General features: G+C 52.3%; 30 protein-coding genes. 9 read left to right on the top strand and 21 right to left on the bottom strand.

Translation table 11 applies throughout. From position 1 onward, the window contains the following. Positions 1-100 precede the first annotated feature (100 nt). The 9 genes from F1E05_RS04740 to F1E05_RS04700 all read left to right on the top strand — a co-directional run bounded on the left by F1E05_RS04740 (position 101) and on the right by F1E05_RS04700 (position 7,693). On the top strand, positions 101-1,219 hold the full coding sequence (locus F1E05_RS04740) for a pentapeptide repeat-containing protein (RefSeq protein ID WP_190303250.1): 1,119 nt from the start codon (positions 101-103) through the stop codon (positions 1,217-1,219). Between the two features lie 78 nt (positions 1,220-1,297). Then, entirely contained in the window at positions 1,298-2,122 is an 825-nt protein-coding gene (locus F1E05_RS04735) for a hypothetical protein (protein ID WP_150047203.1), read from the top strand. Between the two features lie 420 nt (positions 2,123-2,542). Continuing rightward, positions 2,543-4,036: a nitrogenase cofactor biosynthesis protein NifB gene (gene nifB / locus F1E05_RS04730; RefSeq protein ID WP_150047202.1), complete on the top strand. Its 1,494-nt coding sequence runs from the start codon at positions 2,543-2,545 to the stop codon at positions 4,034-4,036. Between the two features lie 172 nt (positions 4,037-4,208). Further along, on the top strand, positions 4,209-4,487 hold the full coding sequence (locus F1E05_RS04725; protein WP_150047201.1) for a 4Fe-4S dicluster domain-containing protein: 279 nt from the start codon (positions 4,209-4,211) through the stop codon (positions 4,485-4,487). Between the two features lie 5 nt (positions 4,488-4,492). Continuing rightward, the gene (locus tag F1E05_RS04720) at positions 4,493-4,918 is read left to right on the top strand and encodes an ArsC/Spx/MgsR family protein (protein ID WP_150047200.1); all 426 of its coding nucleotides are present in this window, start codon (positions 4,493-4,495) and stop codon (positions 4,916-4,918) included. Next, the gene (locus F1E05_RS04715; RefSeq protein WP_232056784.1) at positions 4,906-6,195 is read left to right on the top strand and encodes an FprA family A-type flavoprotein; all 1,290 of its coding nucleotides are present in this window, start codon (positions 4,906-4,908) and stop codon (positions 6,193-6,195) included. Before F1E05_RS04720 ends, F1E05_RS04715 begins: the two co-directional genes overlap by 13 nt. A 175-nt stretch (positions 6,196-6,370) precedes the next feature. Continuing rightward, complete coding sequence (locus F1E05_RS04710) at positions 6,371-6,658, top strand: 2Fe-2S iron-sulfur cluster-binding protein (RefSeq protein ID WP_150047199.1); 288 nt, start codon at positions 6,371-6,373, stop codon at positions 6,656-6,658. A gap of 18 nt (positions 6,659-6,676) precedes the next feature. Next, positions 6,677-7,027, top strand: coding sequence for a 2Fe-2S iron-sulfur cluster-binding protein (locus F1E05_RS04705; RefSeq protein ID WP_150047198.1), 351 nt, complete (start codon positions 6,677-6,679; stop codon positions 7,025-7,027). A gap of 90 nt (positions 7,028-7,117) precedes the next feature. Next, positions 7,118-7,693 (top strand): nitrogen fixation protein NifQ, encoded by a 576-nt coding sequence (locus F1E05_RS04700; RefSeq protein WP_150047197.1) that lies wholly within the window; start codon positions 7,118-7,120, stop codon positions 7,691-7,693. A gap of 35 nt (positions 7,694-7,728) precedes the next feature. On the opposite strand, the gene F1E05_RS04695 is transcribed toward F1E05_RS04700, so the two are convergent. The 21 genes from F1E05_RS04695 to serA form a co-directional block, all read right to left on the bottom strand. Further along, positions 7,729-8,568, bottom strand: coding sequence for an HlyC/CorC family transporter (locus tag F1E05_RS04695; RefSeq protein WP_150047196.1), 840 nt, complete (start codon positions 8,566-8,568; stop codon positions 7,729-7,731). Beyond that, positions 8,565-9,026 (bottom strand): rRNA maturation RNase YbeY, encoded by a 462-nt coding sequence (gene ybeY / locus F1E05_RS04690; protein WP_150047195.1) that lies wholly within the window; start codon positions 9,024-9,026, stop codon positions 8,565-8,567. The genes F1E05_RS04695 and ybeY overlap by 4 nt, the downstream gene beginning before the upstream one ends. Beyond that, a complete protein-coding gene (locus F1E05_RS04685) occupies positions 9,023-10,018 on the bottom strand; it encodes a PhoH family protein (RefSeq protein ID WP_150047194.1) in 996 nt (331 codons plus the stop codon). Before F1E05_RS04685 ends, ybeY begins: the two co-directional genes overlap by 4 nt. Continuing rightward, the gene (miaB, locus tag F1E05_RS04680) at positions 10,012-11,373 is read right to left on the bottom strand and encodes a tRNA (N6-isopentenyl adenosine(37)-C2)-methylthiotransferase MiaB (protein WP_150047193.1); all 1,362 of its coding nucleotides are present in this window, start codon (positions 11,371-11,373) and stop codon (positions 10,012-10,014) included. Before miaB ends, F1E05_RS04685 begins: the two co-directional genes overlap by 7 nt. A gap of 103 nt (positions 11,374-11,476) precedes the next feature. After that, positions 11,477-12,205, bottom strand: a complete 729-nt coding sequence (locus tag F1E05_RS04675; RefSeq protein WP_150047192.1) for an oxygen-binding di-iron domain-containing protein — start codon at positions 12,203-12,205, stop codon at positions 11,477-11,479. Between the two features lie 31 nt (positions 12,206-12,236). Next, positions 12,237-12,857, bottom strand: a complete 621-nt coding sequence (locus F1E05_RS04670) for a chemotaxis protein (protein WP_150047191.1) — start codon at positions 12,855-12,857, stop codon at positions 12,237-12,239. Positions 12,858-12,930: 73 nt separating this feature from the next. Next, complete coding sequence (gene queC, locus F1E05_RS04665; RefSeq protein ID WP_150047189.1) at positions 12,931-13,635, bottom strand: 7-cyano-7-deazaguanine synthase QueC; 705 nt, start codon at positions 13,633-13,635, stop codon at positions 12,931-12,933. Further along, positions 13,619-14,263, bottom strand: a complete 645-nt coding sequence (gene queE, locus F1E05_RS04660) for a 7-carboxy-7-deazaguanine synthase QueE (RefSeq protein ID WP_150047187.1) — start codon at positions 14,261-14,263, stop codon at positions 13,619-13,621. Before queE ends, queC begins: the two co-directional genes overlap by 17 nt. Before the next feature lie 6 nt (positions 14,264-14,269). Then, positions 14,270-15,106, bottom strand: coding sequence for a tol-pal system protein YbgF (gene ybgF / locus F1E05_RS04655; RefSeq protein ID WP_150047185.1), 837 nt, complete (start codon positions 15,104-15,106; stop codon positions 14,270-14,272). Next, positions 15,103-15,672 carry a peptidoglycan-associated lipoprotein Pal gene (gene pal / locus F1E05_RS04650; RefSeq protein ID WP_150047183.1) on the bottom strand — a complete coding sequence of 190 codons (570 nt, stop codon included), beginning with the start codon at positions 15,670-15,672 and terminating at the stop codon, positions 15,103-15,105. The genes ybgF and pal overlap by 4 nt, the downstream gene beginning before the upstream one ends. Before the next feature lie 41 nt (positions 15,673-15,713). After that, positions 15,714-16,997, bottom strand: a complete 1,284-nt coding sequence (tolB, locus tag F1E05_RS04645) for a Tol-Pal system beta propeller repeat protein TolB (protein WP_150047181.1) — start codon at positions 16,995-16,997, stop codon at positions 15,714-15,716. A 21-nt stretch (positions 16,998-17,018) separates the two neighbouring features. Continuing rightward, positions 17,019-18,671, bottom strand: coding sequence for a cell envelope integrity protein TolA (gene tolA, locus F1E05_RS04640; RefSeq protein WP_150047178.1), 1,653 nt, complete (start codon positions 18,669-18,671; stop codon positions 17,019-17,021). Between the two features lie 13 nt (positions 18,672-18,684). Beyond that, positions 18,685-19,092: a protein TolR gene (gene tolR, locus F1E05_RS04635; RefSeq protein ID WP_332095530.1), complete on the bottom strand. Its 408-nt coding sequence runs from the start codon at positions 19,090-19,092 to the stop codon at positions 18,685-18,687. A gap of 44 nt (positions 19,093-19,136) precedes the next feature. Continuing rightward, entirely contained in the window at positions 19,137-19,814 is a 678-nt protein-coding gene (tolQ, locus tag F1E05_RS04630) for a protein TolQ (RefSeq protein ID WP_150047174.1), read from the bottom strand. Then, a complete protein-coding gene (ybgC, locus tag F1E05_RS04625) occupies positions 19,815-20,210 on the bottom strand; it encodes a tol-pal system-associated acyl-CoA thioesterase (RefSeq protein WP_150047172.1) in 396 nt (131 codons plus the stop codon). 17 nt (positions 20,211-20,227) lie between these two features. Continuing rightward, positions 20,228-21,262 (bottom strand): Holliday junction branch migration DNA helicase RuvB, encoded by a 1,035-nt coding sequence (ruvB, locus tag F1E05_RS04620; protein WP_190303312.1) that lies wholly within the window; start codon positions 21,260-21,262, stop codon positions 20,228-20,230. After that, the gene (ruvA, locus tag F1E05_RS04615) at positions 21,262-21,867 is read right to left on the bottom strand and encodes a Holliday junction branch migration protein RuvA (protein ID WP_150047168.1); all 606 of its coding nucleotides are present in this window, start codon (positions 21,865-21,867) and stop codon (positions 21,262-21,264) included. Before ruvA ends, ruvB begins: the two co-directional genes overlap by 1 nt. Then, positions 21,864-22,361, bottom strand: coding sequence for a crossover junction endodeoxyribonuclease RuvC (ruvC, locus tag F1E05_RS04610; protein ID WP_150047166.1), 498 nt, complete (start codon positions 22,359-22,361; stop codon positions 21,864-21,866). Before ruvC ends, ruvA begins: the two co-directional genes overlap by 4 nt. A gap of 24 nt (positions 22,362-22,385) precedes the next feature. Next, the gene (locus tag F1E05_RS04605) at positions 22,386-23,141 is read right to left on the bottom strand and encodes a YebC/PmpR family DNA-binding transcriptional regulator (protein ID WP_150047164.1); all 756 of its coding nucleotides are present in this window, start codon (positions 23,139-23,141) and stop codon (positions 22,386-22,388) included. Positions 23,142-23,205: 64 nt separating this feature from the next. Then, positions 23,206-23,847, bottom strand: a complete 642-nt coding sequence (locus tag F1E05_RS04600; protein ID WP_150047162.1) for an HAD-IB family phosphatase — start codon at positions 23,845-23,847, stop codon at positions 23,206-23,208. Then, the gene (gene serA / locus F1E05_RS04595; protein WP_150047160.1) at positions 23,844-25,427 is read right to left on the bottom strand and encodes a phosphoglycerate dehydrogenase; all 1,584 of its coding nucleotides are present in this window, start codon (positions 25,425-25,427) and stop codon (positions 23,844-23,846) included. The genes F1E05_RS04600 and serA overlap by 4 nt, the downstream gene beginning before the upstream one ends. Positions 25,428-25,525: the final 98 nt, after the last annotated feature.

Here is a 25,525-nt window from a genome sequence, read left to right as displayed (position 1 = left end):
CCGGTATGTCCGGCTCGCACTGCAACCTCCCCGCTGATCCCGGTACCGCATGATGACTAGTCGCACCAGACCCTTAGGACTCTCACTACTCGCCGTAGTTATGGCTATCGCCTTGGCCGAATTATGGCTCGACGGCCGGCAAACGCAGGCGAGCGGACACTCAGCGCGCGCGCATACTGCACACGCCTCGGCCGGGACGGATGTCTCCGCGCGGCAATCCCCATCAGGGAATGACGACAGCGATCTCGGCTGGGACCGGGTATTCGTCGGACTGGGCCTCGACGGTGACACGCAAGCCGCTCCGACCGCCAGAGCGGCCGGCGAATTTCGTGGCGACTGGGGCGAGCAGCCGGTGTACGGCCTGAACGACAGCGTGCGCTACCGGCAAGTCGTCTATCAAAGCCTGATAGACGCCAACCAAAATCTGCCGCCGGACGAACATCCGCAAGCCTGGCAGCCCACCGAACGACAAGCCGGCCCGGACCCTTTCGCTTGCGCCCATCCCGAACTGTTGCGCGACATGAGCCAGTGCGATTTCAGTACCGCAGACCATTTGAAGGACTTGAACCTGCAAGGCGCGATTCTGCGCAACGCCCGCTTGGCCGGAGAGTTGGGGCAAGCCAATTTACGCGGCGCCGATTTGAGCGGTTCTGCGGTCATAGGCTCCCTGACTTTGAGCCCGCAGACCCAAGCGGCCGGCGCCAATTTCTCCAAACTGCAAACCGGCGGCAACAACCCGCTAATCGCCGCCGGGGCCGATTTGAACCATGCCGATTTTTCCGACGCGAATTTGTACGGCGCCCAACTGAATCAAGCCGACTTAAGCGCCGCCAAGTTGAACGGCGCCACGTTGAGCGGCGCGCAAATGGCGGAAAGCAATCTGCAAGGCGCGCAACTGGCCAACGGCAAACTGGCCTACGCCAATTTAACCGGCGCGAGTTTAGCCGGAGCCGAGCTGAACGCTGCCGATTTGAGTTCGGCCTACTTAGCGGATACCGATTTCAACGGCGCCGACCTGCAAAACGCCGATCTGGCCGGCGCCGATCTGGCCGGCAGCGATTTCTCCGGCGCCGACCTGCACGGCGCCAATTTGGCGGATGCGCAAAACACGGAGCACGCCGTGATCGACGCCGCCACCGATTTCACCGCCGCCGTCTGTCCGGACGGCGTCACGGTAGATGGAGTGCAGGTCACGACCTGCATAGGACACGGTTTTTAACCGCGCTCCGGCACGGATGCCTTTTCTTACCGGCTTTGCTAAGGCGCCGGCTTACTTTCACTTCAAACGGAAACTACTATGCAAAAACTCTCGATGATCAGCGGCTTGCTCGGCGGTCTGGCCGTCTCTTCCGGCGCGTTGGCGACCGGTCTAGTCAGCCTGCCGGACACCGGCGTGCCGGTGTCCGGCGGCACCTCGGCCTACGTCACCTGTAATTTGACCGGCGATTTCGGTTCCGACGAATCCACCCCGCCGACATTTTCGCCCAACGGCGGCGAAAACAACACCTGCGCCGTACCGTCCAACAGTCCGCCGGTATCCGGTTACTCGCAAAAAGCCTCCACCTCCCGCAACATCATAATCAACGGCATCACCATCGGTACTCTGACCGACCGGGTGTGGCGCAACTCCGCCGGTACCAGTTGCGTGTACGGGGTGAAAATTCGCTTGAACAACGTCGATTACGACCCCAACACCGCCGGCACCCAATATTTCGAAATCAACGACGTGGTGCGGGCAGGGTATAGAGACCGCGGCCCCATTGCCGCCGGCTATAATTTCGTCACCCGCGGCGCCCAGCAATCCGACGAAGTGTTATACCGGGCCGGCCTGACTTACACCTCGGTCGTGCACCAGCCGGGCGACAGTGCACAACCTTTGACCAGCGTGGCGCCTATCAGCACCAATTGGGTGGATTTCACCACCGACGTCAATTACCAGGATCCTGACGGCTCCTCGCAACGCGATTCCTCCTGGTTTTTCGTCCAAAGCGGCTGCACCTCCGCCACCCCGGCTTCGTTGAGCGGCGCCTTGCGCTTAAGACAAAAAGGCCAGGAAGGTCAACCGGATTTGGAGATCAGCGTCAGCGCTTACGCGCCGGCCGGCGCCAACACCTCGCAGTAATTTGGTGCTCGCACGACCGGTTTAAGCGAAGGCAAACCGCCCCCCTGACCCGGACACGGACGTCGGGTCGGCCGCCCCTGCCGCAACCTGTGATTTATCTGCCATTCCCAATGCATGGTATCCGTCCATAACGGCGAACCGATAGGCGCTCCTAACCCTACGCGGGTTACACAACCCGCGCGTCATGCCGATGGCTCTTGTGCCATCCACCTCTATTCATTGCCATAAAAATCAAACCCTTCCGTTAAATGTGGAAATTACAAATTTGTCAACTAAAACACATCGGCGAGAAGGCATCCTGTTTGGTTTCCGACAAATACAGGCGGTATTTAACCAAAGAAATCATATATTTCAATAAATTATGATTTGGCACAACCTATGCTTGAAAGCAATCGAACCAAATCAAGCGAGGTGACATTCATGGAATTGCCAGTATTAAACGAAACCCCAGCTGCCAGTGCAGGCGGCTGTTCATCCCATTCTTGCGGCTCATCCGACGACCAACTGGGTCATTTGTCGGACGAAATCCGCGCCAAGGTGGAAAATCATCCCTGCTATTCGGAAGACGCTCACCATTATTTTGCCCGCATGCACGTAGCAGTCGCGCCGGCGTGCAATATTCAATGTCATTACTGTAACCGTAAATACGATTGCTCTAACGAATCCCGCCCAGGCGTGGTTTCCGAGCTGCTGACCCCTGATCAAGCCGTGAAAAAAACCATGGCGGTGGCGGCTACCATTCCGCAAATGACGGTATTGGGCATTGCCGGCCCCGGTGATCCGTTAGCCAATCCGGACCGGACGTTCGAAACCTTCCGCCGCCTGAGCGAAGACGCGCCCGACATAAAGCTCTGCGTGTCCACCAACGGTTTGGCATTGCCGGAATCGGTCGAAGAATTGTCCAAACACAACATCGATCACGTGACCATCACGATCAACTGCGTCGACCCGGAAATCGGTGCGCAAATTTATCCTTGGATTTTCTGGGAAAACAAGCGCATTAAAGGTGTGGAAGGTGCCCGCATCCTGATCGAACAACAGCAAAAAGGCTTGGAAATGCTGGTTGCAAAAGGCATTTTGGTCAAAGTCAATTCGGTCATGATTCCCGGCATTAACGACAAGCATTTGGCCGAAGTCAGCAAAATCGTCAAAACCAAAGGCGCTTTCCTGCACAACGTCATGCCGTTGATCGCCGAAGCGGAACACGGCACGTTCTTTGGGGTAATGGGCCAACGCGGACCGACTCAAGACGAATTGATGGATCTGCAAGACGCCTGCTCCGGCGACATGAACATGATGCGCCATTGCCGCCAATGCCGGGCGGACGCGGTTGGCTTGTTGGGTGAAGACCGCGGCGACGAGTTCACGCTGGATAAAATCGAAGAGATGGAAATCGATTATCAATCCGCCATGGTAAAACGCAAAGTCATCCACGAAGCCATTGCCGAAGAGATGCACAGCAAACGCGCCAAGAAAGATGAAGCGGCCGCTAAGCATGCCGAAGCGAAAAAACTCGACACCCGTCCGGTATTGATGGCTATCGCGACCAGCGGTCAAGGCGTCATCAACCAACATTTCGGCCACGCGAAAGAGTTCTTGATTTACGAAGCCTCTCCGAACGGCGTTCGTTTCATGAGCCACCGTAAAACCGATTTGTATTGCAGCGGCGACGACACCTGCGGCGACGGCGAAAGCGTATTGCAACGCACCATTCGTGCATTGGAAGGCTGCGAAGTCGTTCTGTGCTCTAAGATCGGTTATGAACCTTGGGATATGCTGGAAAAAGCCGGCATCCAACCCAACGGCGAACACGCGATGGAGCCGATCGAAGAAGCCGTCATGGCCGTCTACGAGGAAATGGCGGCTGCCGGCAAACTGGACGACGCGGAAGGCAGAATACGCGCTACCGCTTGATCGATAACCGGCTAGGCACCCCGCCTAGCCGGCTTCGAAAAGAATAGCCTTAGGCACCTTTTCGAACAGATCGATGCATAGCGCAGATGGACTCGTCGGCAGGCTGGCTTATGGATAAGCAAGCCGGCCTGCCACTTTAATTAAAAACGAAAGAACAAGTTAAGGTGATGTCATGGCTTTAAAGATTATCAATACCTGCGTTAATTGCTACGCCTGCGAACCTCTGTGCCCAAGCAAAGCCATCTACAAAGCCGAGGCACATTTTCTGATCAACCCTAGAAAATGCACCGAATGCGACGGCGATTACGATACGCCGCAATGCGCAACGATTTGTCCGATCGAAGGCGCAATCCTGGATGCCAAAGGCATGGAAATCAATCCGCCCGGCTCGCTGACCGGCATTCCACCGGAAAAAATGGCGGAGGCCATGGCAGCATTGCAAGCGCATTAATTGTTATGGCAATAGTGCATTTTTATGAAAAGCCCGGTTGTATAAACAACAACAAGCAAAAGCAACTCTTGTCCAAAGCCGGACATTTGCTGATAGTGTACGATCTACTTCAGCAACCTTGGAAACAAGATCGCGCTAAATTGCGTTCATTCTTCGGCTCCATGCCGGTACAGGAATGGTTTAACCGAAGCGCACCGGCGATTAAAAGCGGTGCCATCAATCCCGATATTCTGAGCGAACCGGAAGCAATCGAATTGATGGTCTCAGACCCGATTTTGATCAGACGCCCGCTGCTGGAAGTCGACGGCAAACGGCGCGCCGGATTCGAGGCGGAACAGATAGACGCGTGGCTGGGTTTGGATACGAATCGGGACGCCAACGATCCGGAAACCTGTACCCGGCAACATAGGCAACAAGCATGCAGCCCATGAACGCCGCCATATTGACAAATGCCGCAGGGGCCCCTCAAGCGGTAGCATTGTCTGAACGCGTCCATTGGGTCGGTGCGCTGGACCCTAATCTGCGCACATTCGATATTATCTTGAGAACCGCTAACGGTACCAGCTACAACGCCTATGTGATCCGTGGCAGTACCGGCGTTGCAGTGGTCGACACCGTTAAAGAAGGCTTTGCCGGCGACTTTTTTGCCCGCTTGGAAAGCATCGCCGACTATTCCGAAATCAAAGTCATCGTCCTCAATCATCTGGAGCCCGACCATACCGGCGCACTTCCGGAACTGATGCGCCGCGCGCCGCAGGCGCAACTGTTCATCTCGCAAAAGGCGCAATCGATGTTAAAAGGCCTGCTCAAACAGGACGAGTTGAGCTACAAACCGGTGTTAACCGGCGATTTTGTCTCGCTAGGCGATCGCAGCATCCATTTTTTGCACACCCCTTACTTGCACTGGCCGGATACCCAATGCGCCTACGTACCGGAAGAACAAACCTTGTTTTCCGGGGATGTCTTCGGCTGCCACTTTTGCGACCAACGTTTATTCAACGATCAGGTTGGCGATTTTCGCTTTTCGTTCGAATACTACTACGCGCATATCATGCGCCCATTTAAAGAATACGTACTGCACGCCCTGGAGTTGATCGAACCCTTGCCGCTCAAACTGATCGCCCCTACCCACGGGCCGATATTACGCGACCGCCCCGATCGATACATCAATCGTTACCGGCAGTTGTCCAGCCCCGCGCTGCATAGCGAAATCAGTCCCCAGCAAAAATCCTTGTTGATTTTCTACATCAGCTCTTACGGCAACACCCGCCGCATGGCGGAGGCCATTTACCAGGGAGCCATGCAAGTACCTGAAGTCCGGGTTTCTTTGTACGACCTGGAAGGCGGCGAAGTCTCTCCATTCGTAGATTTAATCGAAGAAGCGGACGGTTTGGTGCTAGGCACGCCGACCATTAACGGCGATGCCGTCAAGCCGATTTGGGATTTGTTGTCTTCGTTAACCGTCGTCAACTTGAAAAACAAGCTGGGCGGGGTATTCGGCTCTTACGGATGGACGGGCGAAGGCGTCAGACTGGTCGAAGACCGGTTGAGAGGTTTGAAGTTAAGAGTTCCGGTACCCGGACTCCGAGTTAAGTTGATCCCTACCGACGCGGAAATCGTGGAGTGTAAAGCATTCGGCCTCGAGCTTGCCCAAGAGCTGATGGGCATCAGAGCCGCCAAAACTCTCGATATTTCAGACCTGATGTGAGGCCTTCCGACTCTGAATTAGACGAGTCCGAAGACCAAACCCGCACTTGACGCGCGGGTCACCCGCATTCGGTACGAAGCGGGTATTTATCGCCGCTAAATTGGGGCGAAAACCAAACGAAGATACCGCGGAGTCGGTTATTTTCGTGCTTGTTATTATTTACGGAGTGTTATCAATGGCGAAAGCGACCATTACGTTTGAAGATATAAGTGTGACCGTAACCGTTCCGGCTGGAACTCGGGTAATAGAAATATCCGAAAAAGTCGGTTCAGGCATTACCTACGGCTGCCGCGAAGGCGACTGCGGCACCTGTTTGATGAAAGTGACCGAAGGCTGGAATCATCTCAGCGAGCCTTCGGTATTGGAAGACAAAATTCTGAGGGAAAACATGGCCGGCAAACACAACCGTTTAGCCTGCCAAGCACAGGTGTTAGGCGGCAAAATCTGCGTCAAACCCGCATAACGTTTAGAGGTACTCATCATGGCTTTAATTACATTTACCAGTCCGGAATACCGGGACAAAACGGTTTACGCCGTTGCCGGCAGCCATACTCAAACCGTGCTGAAGTTAGCGCTGGAAAACAAAATCCCCATTAACTTTTCTTGCGAGGACGGGGAGTGCGGCACCTGCATCGTGCAGGTTTCCAGCATCGACAAGAAAAATCAGCGCATGGGCGGTCCTTTGACCGATAAGGAAAAGACTGTATTGAAGGAACTCGGCAAAATCACTCAAGAGCAAATCGACACCATGGCTGTCGACGATTTGCCGACCGATTGGCGCCTAGCCTGCCAAATGATCGTGCGCGACGAAGATATCCGCGTTCAATACTAACTTAACCTGCACGTAAAAAATGTCACACTGGCCTTGCAGCATACCCATGCGTCACCGGTGCGGCATTTCCAACCGAAGGGGAACCGCATCATGTCTATACCCGCACTCGCTTCGTATACTCGAGAACACTATTACGCGGAATTGATCGCCCACTGCGAACCCTCCGCCAATAGCCACTGGCTGGCGCAAATCGTGGCGAGCTGGCTGGTCGGCGACGGTGTATTGCCCGATGCCTTGGGCATGACTGGCGAACAATTCGAACAGTTTTCGTCTAGCCTGTTTCCCGCCTATCCACTGGCCGACTATGCAGTTTCCGGCAAATCGTTGGATTTCAGCCGCATGCTGGAAAAGCAAGACCTGGAACACTTGCTGCGTCAGTATGCAAGGGAACAATCCAATGTCACGGAATTTTTGATAACGATTATCGTGGCGGCCTGCTTGGGCAGCGACCATCTTTGGCAGGATTTGGGCTTATGGAGCCGAAAAGAACTAACGGCTATGCTTCAACACAATTTTCCGGAATTGGCCGCGCATAATAGCCGGGATATGAAATGGAAAAAGTTTTTATATAAACAATTGTGCGAAACGGAAGGTTTATACGTATGCCGCGCTCCGTCTTGCGAAGTATGCCACGACTACTCAAGCTGCTTTGGCTCCGAGGAATAGCAATAATGCGATACAAACAAGTTGAATCATGCGGCTTATTTGAGCTTAAGCCTTAGCAAGTGAACGCGACGGTTGTCGGCGCGTAGAACTTCGAATACGAAATCGTCTATTTCCACCTTCTCGCCTTTTTTTGGAAAATGTTCTAATCGCTGCAAGATTAATCCACCCACCGTATCGCAATCGTTGTCTTCCAAATCCGCAGAGAAATAGTCGTTAAATTCTACAATCGGCGTTAATGCTTTCAGGATAAACTCCCGTTCGCTGCGCTGCGAAATATATTCCTTGGTATCGTCGTCGTCGTGTTCGTCTTCAATCTTGCCGACGATTTGTTCCAACACGTCTTCTATTGTGACCAATCCGGCGGCGTTTCCGTATTCGTCGACCACGATAGCCATATGATTGCGCTCGGTACGAAACTCCTTGAGCAATACGTTCAAGCGCTTGCTTTCCGGCACGACTACGACCGGACGCATGATGTCTTCCACTTTAGCGGTTTTATCGCGTAAAGCATGCGGTAACAAATCCTTAGCCAGCAAAATACCGACAACCTTGCTGCGGTCTTCCTCGATCACCGGAAACCGGGAATGGGCAAACTCGATGACCAAGGGGAAAATAGTTTCTAACTCGGCTTCTCTGGGTACCACCACCATTTGCGAGCGCGGGATCATAATATCTCTGACCCGCAACTCCGAAACCTGCATCACCCCTTCGATCATCGCCAACGAATCGGCGTCCAATAAATGCTTTTCTTCCGATTCCCGCAGAATTTCCAACAAATCTTCTTGGTCCTGCGGCTCTCCGGTCAAAAAATGACTGATTCTTTCCAATAAGCTTTTCTGATGGGATTGACTCGTCGGGGGGATACCGTCGCTCATGGCGTACTCGCTTCCTGATAGGGATCTGGGATATGCAATACTGTTAAGATTCTGACTTCCACGGCCTCCATCTCCTCGGCGTCCTGCTCTGCGATGTGATCGTAACCTAATAAGTGCAGTATACCGTGTACGGTGATATGGGCCCAATGATGGTCAATGGGTTTATGTTGCTGCAAGGCTTCTTCGGCAATAAGCGGGGCACAGATTACCAAATCGCCGAGTAAATCGGACTCGACTTCCGCCGGCGGCTCGAAAGGAAAAGACAAGATATTGGTCGGCCCGGTTTTATTCCGAAATTGTTGGTTTAATTCGGCGCTTTCGGCAAAGTCGACCAGACGAATCACAATTTCGCTATCTCGGGTTGCGTCGCTCAACACCGTATCCACCCAGTATTGGAACTGCTGCTCGCCCGGAATATTCGCGCATTCGGTTGCAATTTGTACTTCTAGGAAATTCATGGATTGGAGCGGGACGCTTCCTGTTGTTCGTAGCGGTCGTATGCCGCGACGATGCGCTGTACCAAGGGATGCCTGACCACGTCTTTTACGCCAAAAAACGTGAAACTAATACCCTCTACGTCTTTTAACACTTTCAATACGTGCTTCAACCCGGACATCTTTTCGCTGGGCAAATCGATTTGGGTGACATCGCCGGTAATAACCGCAGTGGAACCGAAACCGACGCGAGTCAAAAACATTTTGATTTGCTCGGTCGTCGTATTCTGCGCTTCGTCCAGGATAATAAAAGAATCGTTCAGCGTTCTACCCCGCATAAAAGCCAAGGGGGCAACTTCTATCACGTTTTTTTCCAATAACTTTTCGACCCGTTCGAAACCTAACATGTCGTACAGGGCATCGTACAACGGACGCAAATAAGGGTCTACCTTTTGCGCCATATCGCCCGGCAGAAAGCCCAATTTTTCCCCGGCTTCCACTGCCGGGCGTACCAGCACGATACGTCTGACATATTCATTTTGTAAGGCTTCCACCGCGCAGGCGACCGCTAAATAGGTCTTGCCGGTACCGGCCGGACCTACGCCGAAATTAATGTCGTGAGTCAGAATTTTACGCAGATAGTCCTGTTGATTGTGCCCGCGTCCTTTAATGAAGCCGCGCTTAGTCTTGATGGCAACCGGCTCCGTTTTCGTTCCGGAATCCGCAGCCAATAATTGATCGATATTGGCGTCCTGCAAACTGAGGTGGACTTGTTCCGGAGTAATTTCTTCTTTTTCCGCCAGCTCGAACAATTTTTGCACCACTGCACAAGCCGCCTTTACCGCTGCGTCTATGCCGGTAATTTGGAAACGATTGCTGCGATTAGAAATATCGACATGCAACCTTTGTTCGATTTGCCTTAAATGCACATCCAACTGACCGCATAGGTTGGATAAGCGCTGAATGTCGGCGGGTAATAACGTGATTTCTTGAGTGAATTCGGCTGTGTTCAACATGCAACCTTAGCCACTATGCCGTCAAGCGAAGATTCCACTATCCGGCCGCGTAGAGAATTAGGTAGCGCTTCGGTAATCAGCACGTCGACGAACTGACCGATCAGACGCGGATGTGCCGCGAAATTAACGACTCGATTGTTTTCCGTGCGCCCGGTCAAATGCAGCGGATTTTTCTTGGACTTACCTTCCACCAGAACGCTTTGCACTGAACCTACCATACTCTCGGATATCGCCAGCGTCATTTCCGCCAAACGCTGCTGCAAACGTTGCAGGCGTTGCTCTTTCACATCCATGGCAACGCTATCCGGAAATTCGGCGGCGGGGGTGCCGGGCCGCGCACTAAATATGAAACTATAGGAAAAGTCGTAACCTACTTCTTCTATTAGCGACATAGTGTCCTCGAAATCTTGATCGGTTTCGCCCGGAAACCCGACGATAAAGTCGGAGGAAAGTGAAATTCCGGGACGCACCGCCTTAATTTTGCGCATAATTTCCAAATAATCCGCCCGCTTATGGCCGCGCTTCATTTCCGCCAATATGCGGTCGCTGCCGCTTTGCACCGGCAGGTGTAAATGGTTGACCAATTTCGGAATTTCGGCGAACGCGTCGATGATGTCATCGGTAAACTCCAGGGGATGCGAGGTCGTGAACCGAATTCTATCGATACCGTCGACCGCTGCAACAAAATGCAGCAGCAATGCGAAACCGGCAATTTCGCCGTCCGGTAGAACACCGCGGTACGCATTTACGTTTTGTCCCAGCAAATTGACTTCCCTGACGCCTTGTTTTGCTAAGGTTTCGACTTCCGCAACGACATCGGCAAGCGGCCGGCTGACTTCTTCGCCGCGGGTATAAGGAACTACGCAATAAGTGCAATATTTGCTGCAGCCTTCCATCACCGATACGAAAGCCTTAGGCCCTTCTGCCCGTGGCTCGGGTAAATTGTCGAACTTTTCTATTTCCGGAAACGAAATGTCGACGACGTGTTTAACCCCATTGCGCGCCTGATTCAACAATTCCGGCAAGCGATGCAAGGTTTGCGGACCGAAGACGATATCGACATAAGGTGCGCGCTGTTGAATCGCTGCGCCTTCTTGACTGGCTACGCAACCGCCCACGCCGATAATCACGTCAGGGCGTTTGTCTTTGATTTTTTTCCAGCGGCCTACTGCCGAGAACACCTTCTCTTGCGCTTTTTCCCGAATCGAACACGTGTTCAACAACAATACGTCGGCAAGCTCCGGATTTTCGGTAAACTCCATGCCGTGCGAGGCCTGCAATACGTCCCGCATCTTGTCGGAATCGTATTCGTTCATCTGACAACCGTTTGTCTGTATGTAAAGCTTTTGCGCCATGTGCGACGAGACACTCCAAAACACTGTCTAACAAAAAACCCCCGTCTCTCGACGAGGGCTATTGGTGCGCAATTATAAACATTATTCGCAGCAAATGCTTGTTTTATACGGCAATACCAACTTGTAAACCGTCGAACCATTCCAGAAAGCGCTTGACATCGTCGCCTTTGAACATTCGGCCGTGCTGGGGGGCAATGATGTCGATATCCAAGCCACGCACACGCTCTATCCATGCACGTTTAGCTTGATTAGAGGGCATCCAACGCTGATGAAAATATCGCATTTTTTCGATATGCGCTTCGAAATTTTCTACGAATAAAGGAGACTCGTTTGACTCCAGCGACGCCCCCACGTCACCGGACATCAAAATTTTTGCCTGCGGATCGTAAACATGAAAATTCGCTGTCGCATGCAAATAATGTGCAGGAATGAATTCAATCTCTAAAGCTCCCAGATTAATAGTGCCGCCATGATCCGGAATGCCGACATAGTCGATATTTTCACAGCCGAAATGCCGAATAAAACCCTCCCAAATTTTCGGGGCATGCAGTTTAGCGTTAGGCAACACCTGATCCCATAAACCCAAGGAGGATACGATATCCGGATCTTGGTGCGACGCAAACAAATCGGTGATTTCCTCGACAGGTGCATAATGCAGCACCGCCGACAACATCGGCGCAAACAGCTCCACGCCACCGGGCTCCATCAGCAAACAACGCTTGTCGGTGCGAATCATATATTGATTGGTATCGATAAGCTTTTGAGGCTTGTGCGGATCTCTACCAAACATTATCCATTGATAATTGCCTTCATAAATTTTGGTCGATTTCATTGTGTTGTTTACCTCTTCGTCTGACTGGATACTAGTGAGTATTGGTGATCAAGCCTAACGCGCTACGGCATTTATGCACTTTATCGTTAATAACTTGCGCGGCGTTATCGACACTTTCGGCTACTGCCTGCAGACTTTGCATATATTCTCCCGCTTGAGAAGCCTCGATTCGAGAATTCGCAGCGATTACCCGTGCCGCCCGGGCGGGATACATGATCTCGGTCAGCTGCATCACCAAACCACTAGCCTGATCGACAAAAGCAAAATATTCATCCTTACGCCTTTCTTCGAACCGGCGGATAGGTTCAGCTAACGAGTACGCATAGGGCGCTTTGGTCGTCGCAACCGCGGCGGCTATTTTTTGCAATTGAGCACTCGTGTAGGTCATGCGGTGTTCGCTTACCGTCATTCGGTACAGTTGGGTAGCGTGCTCGTGGATGCGGGTAACCAGATCCATCGCATCTTTGGCCAGCTCGTTGATGTAGTCGGTAATCGGTTGAAAACCTTTGGCCTTCTCCCCGGCTCGAAAGGCAATAGCTTTGGCGTTCGCGGCAGCCAATGAAATTTCTTTGGCCACTTCCATTACCGAGGTTAATTCGGCCGCAATGGACGCTACCGCAATAAATTGGGATTTCTCATGATTGATTTGCATGACGCAGGTTCCGTTTCGATTTGTAGATCGCGATTAAGCATAATCCACAAATCCGAGCCCTGCACGGCTGCCGTTAAGAATTGTTGCACTGATAACGAGTTGGGTCCGGCCGCTTCAAAGCCTCGAAGCCAGCCTTGCGTAAGCGACAGGCATCGCAACTACCGCAAGCTCTACCGTCCGCATCGGCCGCATAACACGATACGGTAGCGGAATAATCAACGCCCAACGCCAGCCCGCGCGCAATGATTTGCGCCTTGCTTAAATCGATTAGCGGCGTGTGAATGCGGATTTCCCGCCCTTCGACGCCGGCTTTGGTCGCAAGATTTGCCATGGTTTGGAACGCTTGAATGAATTCCGGGCGGCAGTCCGGATAGCCGGAGTAATCCACCGCATTCACTCCAATGAAAATATCCTGCAACTCCAAAACTTCGGCCCAAGCTAATGCAAACGCCAAAAATAGGGTGTTGCGAGCCGGCACATAGGTGACAGGAATACCTGGCTGCGGGGTCAGCGGCACATCGATATGCGGGTCCGTCAAAGCCGAGCCGCCAATATTGCCCAAGCCCAATTCGATGATCTTGTGCGACTGCACCTGATACTGGTGAGCGATACGCTTAGCCGCAGCCAGTTCGGCGTTATGCCTTTGACCGTAATTAAAGCTTAACGCATGACAGAGGTAACCCTGCCGTTGCGCACCGGCCAATACTGTAATGGAATCCAATCCTCCGGACAGTAAAACGATAGCGGACTTAGCCGTTAGCTTATTTTCCACGGGCATCGTTCCAGAGTAGCTTATGCAGTTGAATTTGAAAGCGCACGGGCAATTGGTCCGCCAATACCCGGTCCGCTAATTCGGTGGGTGACATCATTCCCATCACCGGCGAGAACAAGACCTGACAACGACCCGAAAGATTAAAATCGACCAACTGTTGTTTGGACCAAACGTAATCGGAGTCATCGCCAATTACAAATTTCACCTGATCCTGTTGCGTCAAGTGCTCGATATTTCCGTACAAATTTTTGTGCATTTCCCCGGATGACGGGGTTTTTAAATCCATCACCTTAACCACGCGTCCGTCGACTCCGGATAAGTCGATAGCACCGCTGGTTTCTAGTGAGACCAAATAATCTTCATCCGCCAAGGTTCGCAGCAATTCCTTGCATCCGGGCTGGGCCAACGGCTCGCCGCCGGTAACCGTCACATATTTTGTACGGAACCCTTTAACCTGAGCAACAATGTCGGCTAACGGCACTCGTTCGCCGCCGTTAAACGCGTAGGCCGTATCGCAATAGGCACAGCGCAACGGACAACCGGTCAAGCGCACGAATACGGTGGGGATTCCGACCGTATTCGCTTCACCTTGCAAAGAGTAAAAAATCTCCGTGATACGGAGCGAAATGGACATCGCTGCTTATTGCGGCAGTTGAGCCAGTTTTTTGGCCGCCAAATGCGCAGCGGTAGTGCCGGGGTAACCGGTAGTCACCCGCGTCAAATAGTCGCGGGCTTTTGCGGGATTTTGTTGTTCGATTTCGATATAACCCAATTTCAGCAAGGCATCCGGAACTTTGCTGCTATTCGGGTAATTACTGACTACTTTGGCGAAGGCTAGACGGGATTTATCGTAATCGCGCTCGATTTTGTAGGCCTCCCCTAACCAATACTGCGCATTATCGCTATAAGCGCCGGCCGGAAAATCGGCCAACAAAGCTTGCAGCATTTGAATTGCCTGACCATTATGACCGTTGCGCAGGGTATCGTAAGCCTCTTTGTAACGGTCTTGCTCACTGGCTGACGGCGCGGGCGCGGATTTAGGCGCTTCGCTAACCGCTGCCGGTTGTGCGGCCGCAGCCTGAGCGACAGCTTGCGGCGACGGCTGACTGGCCTCCGCCGCCGGCGGAGCGGCAACTACCGGATTCGGCGTTTGCGCTGCTAAAGCTTGAGCAGATGCCGGTTGGGCGGAAAGCAACTGTAATCTTTCGTCCAAATCGGAATACATATTGCCTTGCTTGCGTTCCAAGTCGGCGATAGTTTGCGCCTGCTCTTCCACCATGCCGCGCAGTTGCTGCACTTCCAATTGCAGTTGTTCCAAACGTCCTAACAACTCGAAAACAGCGCTGTCACTCGCCGATTCGGCAGGTGCCGCGTAATTAACGCTATTGCCATAAGCATCGCTATTAGGCTGAACCGCGCAAGCGTCGGCGCTGACTCCGATGCTTGCGCACAGCATTAGAAGTGCGTTTTTTTTCATTGATAGCCTACTTCGACCCGACGATTCATTTGCCAGGCCGACTCGTCATGGCCGGCGGACGCCGGTTTTTCTTCGCCGTAACTGACAATTTCCAATTGGCCGGCGGTTACGCCTTGCGCGCGCATCATGCGCTCCACCGCTTTAGCGCGCTGTTCGCCTAAAGCGATGTTGTATTCGCTGGAACCGCGTTCATCGGCATGGCCGGCCAAAATCACGTGTTGATTCGGATGCGAGGCCAAATACTGAGCGTGTGCGGCAACGACCGGAACGAATTCCTGTTTGACTTGGCTGCTATCCAACTCGAAGTAGATGACTTGTTTGGACAGAGGATTGTTCGGGTCGCTAAACTCCGGGCCCAAATTACTGCCGGAACCCGAACCGTATCCGGACGAATAGCCGTCTCCGTTACCGAATTGGCTACCGGACATTGACCCGTTGTTATAACCGCTGGTCGAAGCGTCGCTACCTTGCCCTTCGGTGAAACTGCTTTCTTCGTCCGTCGAACCGCAACCGGACGCCAATACCGCCAGCATTGCCAAGGCCAAACAAGATTTACTGAATTTCATACTTCGTCTCCAAAATTTTGCTAAGTCAAATAAAAATAAGGTTAAGGGGCCCAGGCCGGTTCGCGGACGCCGCCGCTTTGGAAATCCAATTTTTGCTGCATCGCGCCGTCGCTAGCGACTACTGATAATACCGAACGTCCACCACGGTTTGCCGCGAACAATATCATCGCCCCGTTCGGCGCAAAACTCGGAGATTCATCCAAGTTACCCTCGCTTAGCAAGGTCGTCGTGCGAGAAGCCAAGTCCAACACGGCAATCCGGTAACGCCCGCCGCTGCCGTTGACCATCGCCAAGCTACGGCCGTCCGGAGAAAATCGTCCCCTAGCGTTGTAGTCGCCTTGAAATGTCAAGCGAGTCGCTCTGCCCCCCGAAATCGGAATGCTGTAAAGCTGCGGTTTTCCGCCCATGTCGGAAGTGAACACAATGGAACTGCCGTCGGGCGACCAGGTCGGCTCGGTATCAATCGACAAGCCGGAGGTCAACCGGGTTAATCCGCGCGTAGCCAAATTCAATACGTAAATATCCGGGCTACCGTCCTTGGACAAGGTAATTGCCAGTTTACTGCCATCAGGCGAAAACGCCGGCGCACCATTGATTCCGGGATATGCGGCAACGCTTTCCCGCTGCCCGTTCGCCAAAGTCTGCACATATATAGCCGAGCGCTTGGTATGGAACGATACGTAAGCGATTTTGCTGGCATCGGGCGACCACGCCGGCGCCATGATAGGTTCCGGCGACTCCGCTATGGTCCTGGGATTGTAACCGTCGGCATCGGCCACTTGCAGCATGTATTGCTTGCCGCTTCCGCGCGCCGCACTAGTCACATAGGCGATGCGCGTGTTGAAAACACCTTTACGCCCGGTAAGTTTCTCGTAAATCAAGTCGCTGATATGGTGGGCCGCGCGCCGCAGCTCTTGGGGACCGACAGTCAGGCGATAACCCATCAATAACTGGCCGTTATGAACGTTGAACAAGTGAAATTCGATGTTGAAGCTATTGCCGTTGCCCTGGATTTGACCTATTGTCAAGTAATCCTGGCCCAGCGCTTGCCAATCGCGAAAATTGACTTTGTCAGGCTCGCTTGGCTGAGTGAGCATATCTTCCTCGGCCAAGGTTTTAAAAAAACCGCTGCCGGCCAGGTCCGAATCGATCACATCGGAAAGCTTGACATTGCCTATGCTGCCTTGTTGTGCAAAGGGCACGATGGCGATCGGCACCGCCGTTTGCGCGCCTTTGGTAATTTCTATTGTGAGCCCTTCCGCGCTTGCACATTCGGATATCAAAATCAGAACGCTCATGCAGAATATGTTTGCGAATAGTTTCATTGCAAGTTTTCCGTGTAATACCTAACCAGGATTGAATATCAATTTGAACACGCGATATTTTTGATTGAACAACACTTTGTCTTGCGGCACCGGTAAAGGCGTTGCTTTTCTGACCGCATTTTCCGCAGATCGATCGAATACGGGATCGCCGCTACTTTCGACCACGACGGCATCCATGACATCGCCGCCAGGTAGTAATTTTACCTGAATTGCGCACTTCAGACCGGCTGCAGCACTCATCGGTCTTATCCAAGCCGCCTCGGTTTTATTTTTGATCAATTGATTAATACGTGCTTCTTCGGCTGCCGCCGCAGCTTGACGCTCTTGTTCAGCCTTGGCCGCAGCAGCGGCCTCTGCCGCTTGCCTTTCTTGTTCCGCCTTAGCTTTAGCGGCTGCTTCCGCGGCTAGACGCTCTTTCTCGGCTTTAGCTTCGGCTTCAGCCTTTGCCCTGGCGGCGGTTTCGGCGGCCAGTCTCTCTTTTTCCGCTTTAGCCTTGGCTTCCGCCTCCGCTTTGGCCTTAGCCGCTAACTCGGCCTTTGCCTTGGCGGCGGCCTCGGCGGCCAGTCTCTCTTTTTCCGCTTTAGCCTTGGCATCCGCCTCCGCTTTGGCTTTAGCCGCCGCTTCGGCCTTTGCCTTGACGGCAGCCTCGGCAGCCAGTCTCTCTTTTTCCGCTTTAGCCTTGGCGTCCGCCTCCGCTTTGGCTTTAGCCGCCGCCTCGGCCTTTGCCTTGGCAACGGCTTCGGCAGCCAATTTTTCTTTTTCGGCTTTAGCCTCTGCCTCCACTTTGGCTTTAGCCGCCGCCTCGGCTTTTGCCTTAGCGGCAGCTTCGGCAGCCAATTTCTCTTTTTCGGCTTTAGCCTTAGCCTCTGCCTCCGCTTTGGCTTTAGCCGCCGCTTCGGCCTTCGCCTTGGCGGCAGTCTCTAGGGCCAACCGCTCTCTTTCCGCTTTTGCCTCGGCCTCGGCCTCCGCTTTCGCCTCAGCCTCTTTTCTAGCCTTTGCTTCTGCGGCCAGTTTTTCCTTTTTATGCTGTTCGGCTTTTTCAACTGCCGCTTTTTCCGCCTTGACTTGCGCTTCCTGCTTAGCTTTTTCAGCTAGCAGTGCAGCTTGTTTTTCTTGTTCGGCTCTTGCTTTAGCCTCCGCAGCGGCTCGTGCCGCCTCCTCAGCTCGTTGCTTTTCAGCAAGCAATTTGGCTTGCCGCTGTTTTTCTGCGACCTCGGCCGCTTGTTTAGCCTTTTTCTCTTCCAACAACCGCTGTTGCCGGGCTTCTTCTAATCGTTGCTCTTCCTGTCTTCTCTCGGCCTCCAGCCGTTCTTGTTGCTTGCGTTCCTCCAAGGCTTCACGCTTTAACTTTTCCGCTTGCTCCAGGGCTTTTTTTTCTTCTAATACCCGCTGAGCTTTAGCCTGCTCCAACATTTGCTGCTCTTTATTTCGAGCCTCTTCTATGGCTTGTTGTCGCTGCTGTTCCATTACACGTTGGATTTCTTCCGCCTGCCTTAAGCGCTCCGCCTCGGCATCGATTTCCGCTCCGTCCAAAACAGTCGCTTCGATAATGTCGGCCGGAGAGATTTGCGCCGTTTCGGGCTCAGCGCTGAAATTAAAACTCAATAAAAAAACGGCGAAAATGAGCACGTGCAACAGCACGGCCAACACTAGCGAAGGTCCGAATTTTCTCATAATCCACGGCAAATCATTGTTCGGGCGGCGGCGATGTCATCAAACCGACTTTGGGCGCACCGGTTTTTTTCAATTCGACCATCACTTTTACGATACTGCCGTAATCGACCTCGTGGTCGCCGCGCACATATAACTGAGCTTTGGGATTATTGCGAAACACCGCTGCTACCCGAGTTCGCAAAGCATCCTCGTCTACCGGGGTATCGGCTTCTTCGTCGCCATTGCCAATATCAACGTAAAAGCTACCATCCTTTTTGATCGATACGATCACCGGAGTCTGATCTTGCAAATCGACCGATTCCGCCTCGGCTTGCGGCAAATCGACGTCTACGCCTGTCTGGACTAAAGGTGCGGTGATCATGAAGATGATTAAAAGCACAAAGGTAACGTCGATATACGGAACAACGTTAATTTCAGCCATAGGCGCACGGCGTTTCCGTGACCGACGATTACTGTTCGCTACATTCATTTGCTGTGCGCCTGTCTTTGCAATAACACGACGAATTCGTCGATGAACAGTTCGTATCGTCCGGCCAACCGGTCCAAGCGCGTGGAAAACCGGTTATAAGCGATTACCGCCGGGATTGCGGCAAATAAACCAATAGCAGTAGCGATAAGCGCTTCGGAAATGCCGGGCGCCACGTTGGCCAACGTAGCATTTTTGACTTCGCCCAAAGCCTGAAACGAATTCATAATGCCCCATACCGTACCGAACAAGCCGATATAGGGGCTGGTAGAACCGACTGTTGCTAAAAACGGCAAAGTTTCATCCAACCGATCCAATTCCCTGGACAACTCGATGCGCATGGCCCTTTGCGCACTTTCTACCTGTATGGCCGGCTCGACATCCCCTTTTTGCCGCATACGCGCGAACTCTCGGTAACCCGCTAAAAATATTTTTTCTATGCCCTCGGGGTCGAACCGATCGCCGGACATGCGCTTATAAAGCTCCGCAAGGCCGACGCCGGACCAAAATTCGTCTTCGAACTCGTCGGTAATGTCGATGGCTTGATTCAAGTCGCGCCGCTTACTGAATATAAAAGTCCAAGATACTATCGACGCCGAAAGTAAGATAAACATGACGAACTGCACAACGAAGCTGGCTTCCTTAACCAGCGTGATAATCGACAAATCAGCGTTCATTTATGTTAACTGCTCCATAATGGCAACGGGAATGGGTTGGGGTTTCATAGTTCGCACGTCTATACACGCGATGCGTACACTACCCGTACATAATATGTCCAGGTTTCGCGTGACCGCTTGTTCGAAGGTAAGACTGGTTTTTTTGACTTCAACGATGCCGGCGCTGACGTCGAGTTGGTCATTGAATCGGGCAGGCTTTAAGTAGTCGACCCCAACCGAGCGCACCACGAAGAGGACGCCCAGTTCTACCATCAGTCTGTCTTGCTCGAAGCCCGCTTGCCGCAACATTTCAGTACGGGCGCGTTCGAAAAACTTTAAATAGTTCGCGTAAAATACCACTCCGCCGGCATCGGTATCTTCGTAGTAAACGCGAACCGGCCAATTAAATGTCTTCATGCGTTTCGGCAAATCCATTAACGATCAAATAAGTCCTCTGTTGCAGGTGGGCGCCCTGGCGGGTTCAAACCAAAATGATCATATGCTTTTTGCGTAACAACCCTGCCGCGTGGCGTTCGCATGATAAAACCTTGCTGTAACAAAAAGGGTTCCAAAACGTCTTCTACCGTACCGCGTTCTTCGCTGATCGCTGCAGCCAACGTATCTAAACCCACCGGCCCGCCGTCAAAATGTTCGAGCATCGCCAACAACAATTTACGATCCAACATATCGAAACCATGCTTATCGATTTTCAACATTTCTAACGCTTGCCGGGCTATGTTATCGCTGATTTGTCCGTTCCCTTTGACTTGGGCATAGTCTCTGACCCTACGCAACAGCCGGTTTGCGATTCGCGGCGTACCGCGCGAACGTCTGGCAATTTCTTCGGCGCCGTACTTATCGATTGCGATACCCAGCATGGCCGCCGACCGGCACACAATGTCGGAAAGCTCTTCTATACTGTAAAACTCTAAACGCTGGACGATACCGAAACGGTCTCGTAACGGGGATGTCAGCAAACCGGCACGCGTTGTCGCACCGACTAAGGTGAATGGCGGCAAATCAAGTTTTATGGAACGAGCAGCAGGACCTTCGCCTATTATAATATCAATCTGATAGTCTTCCATAGCCGGGTATAGCACTTCTTCTACGGCCGGATTCAACCTGTGGATTTCGTCGATAAACAATACGTCGTGTGCTTGCAAATTGGTCAATAAGGCGGCCAAATCGCCGGCTTTATCCAGCACAGGCCCGGAAGTCTGGCGTATGCTCACGTTCATTTCCGCAGCCACGATATTAGCCAACGTTGTTTTGCCCAAGCCCGGCGGCCCGAAGATCAACACATGGTCCAGCGCTTCCGAACGGCTCACAGCGGCCTGAATGAATATTTCCATCTGCTGCCGTAACTCGCGTTGGCCGACATAATCTTTGAGACGCTTGGGGCGAATTGCTCGGTCTAGGCGCTCTTCGTCTTTGACGCCATGAGCCGTCAGCAAACGATCGCTTTCAATCACTTGGCCGCTCCTCTCAGAGCTTGGCGAATCATGTCTTCACAACTCAACTCGTCGCCGGCAACCGCCTGTATCATCCGATTGGCATCTTGCGGCTTATAGCCCAACGCACATAGGGCGCTGATTGCTTCTTGCTTAGCATGGCTCGGCTGCGTCTCGCTTGCGGAAACGAGAGAACTCCCTGAGCCGTGCACGCTGGAAAACGCCGGCAAACGACCGCGCATTTCCACGATCAGCCTTTCCGCAGTTTTTTGGCCAACTCCAGGCAAGCGCACCAAGGCTTTAATGTCGCTATCGCTCACGCAACGTTGAAATTCCTCGGCACTTTGGCCGGATAAAATGGTTAAGGCCAATTTCGGCCCAACCCCATTTACTTTGATGAGGTAGCGAAATAGGGTGCGATCCGCCAGATTGCTAAAACCAAACAAAATATGGGCGTCCTCCCGAACAACCAAATGAGTATGCAAGCAAACTTGCTCGCCCACGGCCGGCAACTCGTAAAACGTGGTCATAGGCGCTTCGATTTCGTAACCGACGCCGTGTACCTCCAAAAGCAATTGCGGCGGGGATTTTTGAATTACCTGGCCGCGTAAATAACCAATCAAGAGATAACCCCGGCTAATCGCTGAGCGGTTTGCTGGTAATGGAAGTGGCACAAACCAATGGCTAATGCATCGCTGGCATCGATTTGCAAATCGCCCCTGATGCTTAACAGAATTTTTACCATGTGCTGTACTTGGTGTTTATCGGCGTTTCCGTTACCCACCAGAGCCTGCTTGACCTGTCGAGCCGCGTATTCGAAAACCGGCAGACTTTGATTCATGCTTGCGCAAATCGCGGCCCCCCGTGCTTGTCCCAACTTTAATGCCGAATCGGCATTTTTGTGCATGAACACTTGTTCGATAGCCATTTGCCGCGGCTGGTATAAGGCAATGATCTCGCTGATACCATCGAATATTTGCTTCAGCCGGGACGGAAAGTCTTCGGCATGAATGCGAATACACCCGCTTGCTACGTATCGGATGCCGCCCGATGTGGGTTCCAAAACACCGTATCCTGTTATTCGAGAACCGGGATCTATCCCAAGAATTCTACTCAAAGCCTTACGTATGCAGTTTCGAACTCAGCCGGCAGCAACGGCGTCCATAATCTCATCGCTAATATTGGCGTTGGTATAGACGTCTTGAACGTCATCCAAGTCTTCCAAGCGATCGATCAGTTTGAGCATTTTTTCCGCTGCCTCGGCATCCAGTTCGGTTTTTGTATCCGCATGCATGGTAATTTCACTGTTCTCGGGAACCCAGCCTGCGGCAATTAGAGCCTCTTTCACGTTCAAATAATCTTCAGGCGCCGTGAATATATCCACGGAACCATCGTCGTTGCTGACAATATCTTCGGCACCGACTTCCATAGCCGCTTCCATTAACGCATCTTCGTTAATCTCGTTACCGAAACTTATGATACCGACTTTCCGAAACATATACGCTACGGAACCGTCGGTACCCAAATTTCCGCCATGTTTGGAGAAGGCATGCCTGACTTCGGCGACGGTGCGATTACGATTGTCGGTTAAACAGTTCACCATCACAGCCGTACCGCCGGGTCCGTAGCCCTCGTATCGAACTTCTTCGAAATTGTCGCCATCCAGTGCTCCCGTGGCCTTTTTAATGGTGTTATCGATGGTGTCACGCTTCATATTGACACCCAAGGCTTTATCGATCGCAGTGCGTAGAGCGGGATTATTGGCCGGATCGCCTCCACCTGAGCTTTTAGCGGCAACGGAAATTTCACGGATTAGCTTGGTGAAAATCTTGCCGCGCTTGGCGTCTTGCGCGCCTTTACGATGTTTGATGTTCGCCCATTTACTATGCCCAGCCATTGTCTCTCTCTTAACTGTAAATTTTGAATTTTATCATTGCCCTAGCGGTTTTTTCGAGTTCTTGTTACAACACATGGGGCAATACCGCCGTCAACGATCGATCGGTTACGAACACATCGGCTTGCTCTTGTACCAGAGGTCTACTTACTACGCCACCGAAACCTATCATAAACGCACCCGCTTCTTTCGCCTCTAAATCGGTTTTTCCATCACCTACCATAGCAAGCGCTCTAAACTGCATTTTCAATCGTCGGCAAATCCGCGCCTTTCCGCCGTTAACCGCTAGCGGAGAATGGCGCACGTAATCGACGTACTGACCGGTTTCGCTTAACAGCAACTCCACGGCATGAACATTCTCGTCGGGAATACCCAGACGCGCCGCGAGCGGTAAAATCGCCTGACGCAAGCCACCGCTAATAATGTGTACGCCTACGCCGTTGGCTAACAAAGTGCTTACGGTTTCGGCCACCCCATCCACCATTTCGGCAATATACAAATCCGCCAACCAGTCGATTGCCGCTTGATCCGGCTTGATAAGCTCCAGTCTTTTGCCATAGACCTCGTTTAAAGCCAATTCGCCATTCATCGCCTTATCGGTTAATGCCGAGACTTCCTCGAATAAACCGTTGCGACGCGCCAATTCGTCTATGCCTTCAACGCGGCTTAACGTACTGTCACAATCGAAACAAACAACCTCAAAACTCATAATTTGATCTGCTTTGCACTATGAACTGCAGGAACGCTACAAACGGATTGCAGCAATTTCTCGTCTAATAAATCGGATACGCCAATAGCCATCATCGCCAACTGCTCACCATCCGCAACGCTCACCGCCATGCGTGTAATGTTTATATTACAACTACCCAATATCGAGCTAATCGCCGCGATGACTCCCGGCCTATCGGTATGACGGGTAAACAATAACACGCCTTCAGGCACCACTTCGATTTCGAATTGATCAATACTGACCAGACGCGGATGATGGTCCGCTAATAAGGTACCGGACAAGCTTAATATCCCGTCACCACAATATCCGGTGAGCTTGATCAGCGATTGATAACCTTCCGCTTCCTCAGCCTGAGACTCATGTAAGGTTATACCTTGACGCTTTGCTATACCGTCCACATTGACCCGGTTAACCGGGGTGGACAACTTATCGGCTAACAACCCGATCAAAGCCTCGTCCGAAATTGCCCGAATCTTGCAGGAAGCCGCTTTGCCGTAAACTGAAACCTCCAATTTATGGATAGGTTGATCGATCAAGCCCACCATCACTTTTCCCAGCGTACGCGCCAAGTTCATAAAGGGCTGCGCCTGTTTCAACTCCTCTGCGGTCATCCGCGGCAAATTCAAGGCATTGACCGCTTCCCCGGTCTGCAGGAATTTCACGACTTGTCGAGCGATTTCCACGCTAACCGCCACTTGCGCTTCCTTGGTGGAAGCGCCCAGATGCGGGGTAAACACAATGTTGTCCAGCTTGAACAACGGAGAGTCTTTGGGAGGCTCTTGCTCATACACGTCCAATGCCGCCCCGGCGATTCGCCCTTCGTTCAAAGCATCGAATAAAGCCTGTTCGTCGACCAATCCTCCACGCGCACAGTTGATCAGCCTCGCACTTTTTTTCATCATTGCCAACTGCTTCATGCCGATGATGTTACGCGTCTTTTCTAACAAGGGACAATGCAGAGTCAAAAAATCGGCTTGCCTGATCAGAGCATCCAAATCCACCATCTCGGCTGCATATTTTTCAAAAATTTCCGGCGCCACATAAGGATCGTACGCGATCACCCGCATACTTAAACCGTTGCCGCGTTGCGCTACGATGCGGCCTATTGTGCCAAAACCCAAAATTGCCAGTGTCTTATGGGCAATTTCGGCACCCATCAATTTGCTACGCTCCCATTTCCCTTGACGCACCGACAAGTTGGCGCTCGGCAAATTCCGGCTTAGAGAAAACATATGTGCGATGGCCAACTCTGCGGTTGTGACAGCATTCGCATCCGGGGTGTTCATTACAATGACGCCTTGTTCCATGGCCGCCTCTAAATCGACATTGTCGACGCCAATCCCGGCCCTTCCCACCACTTTGAGGCACTTAGCCGCTTTCAATACCTTAGCGGTAACTTGAGTATCGCTGCGAATCAACAACGCATCGAAGTCAGGTATGATTTCGCAAAGCGTGACTTCCGACACCCCGGTTTGTATATGAATTTGAATTCCTTCTTGCGCGTTTAAAAAATTAATACCATCATCGGCCAGTTTGTCGGAAATAAGGATTCTTTTCATCGTGTCACCCTAGGCCACAGTCAATTGTGCAATATTTTACAGAGGTATAGCTATGGAACAAACATATTCGCAGCTTCATCAATACACCGACATGCTAA

The organism is Methylomonas rhizoryzae (assembly GCF_008632455.1).
Classification (GTDB): Bacteria; Pseudomonadota; Gammaproteobacteria; order Methylococcales; family Methylomonadaceae; genus Methylomonas; species Methylomonas rhizoryzae.
Note: the sequence above shows the minus strand (reverse complement) of the source record. Positions and strands in the feature narration are given on the sequence as shown.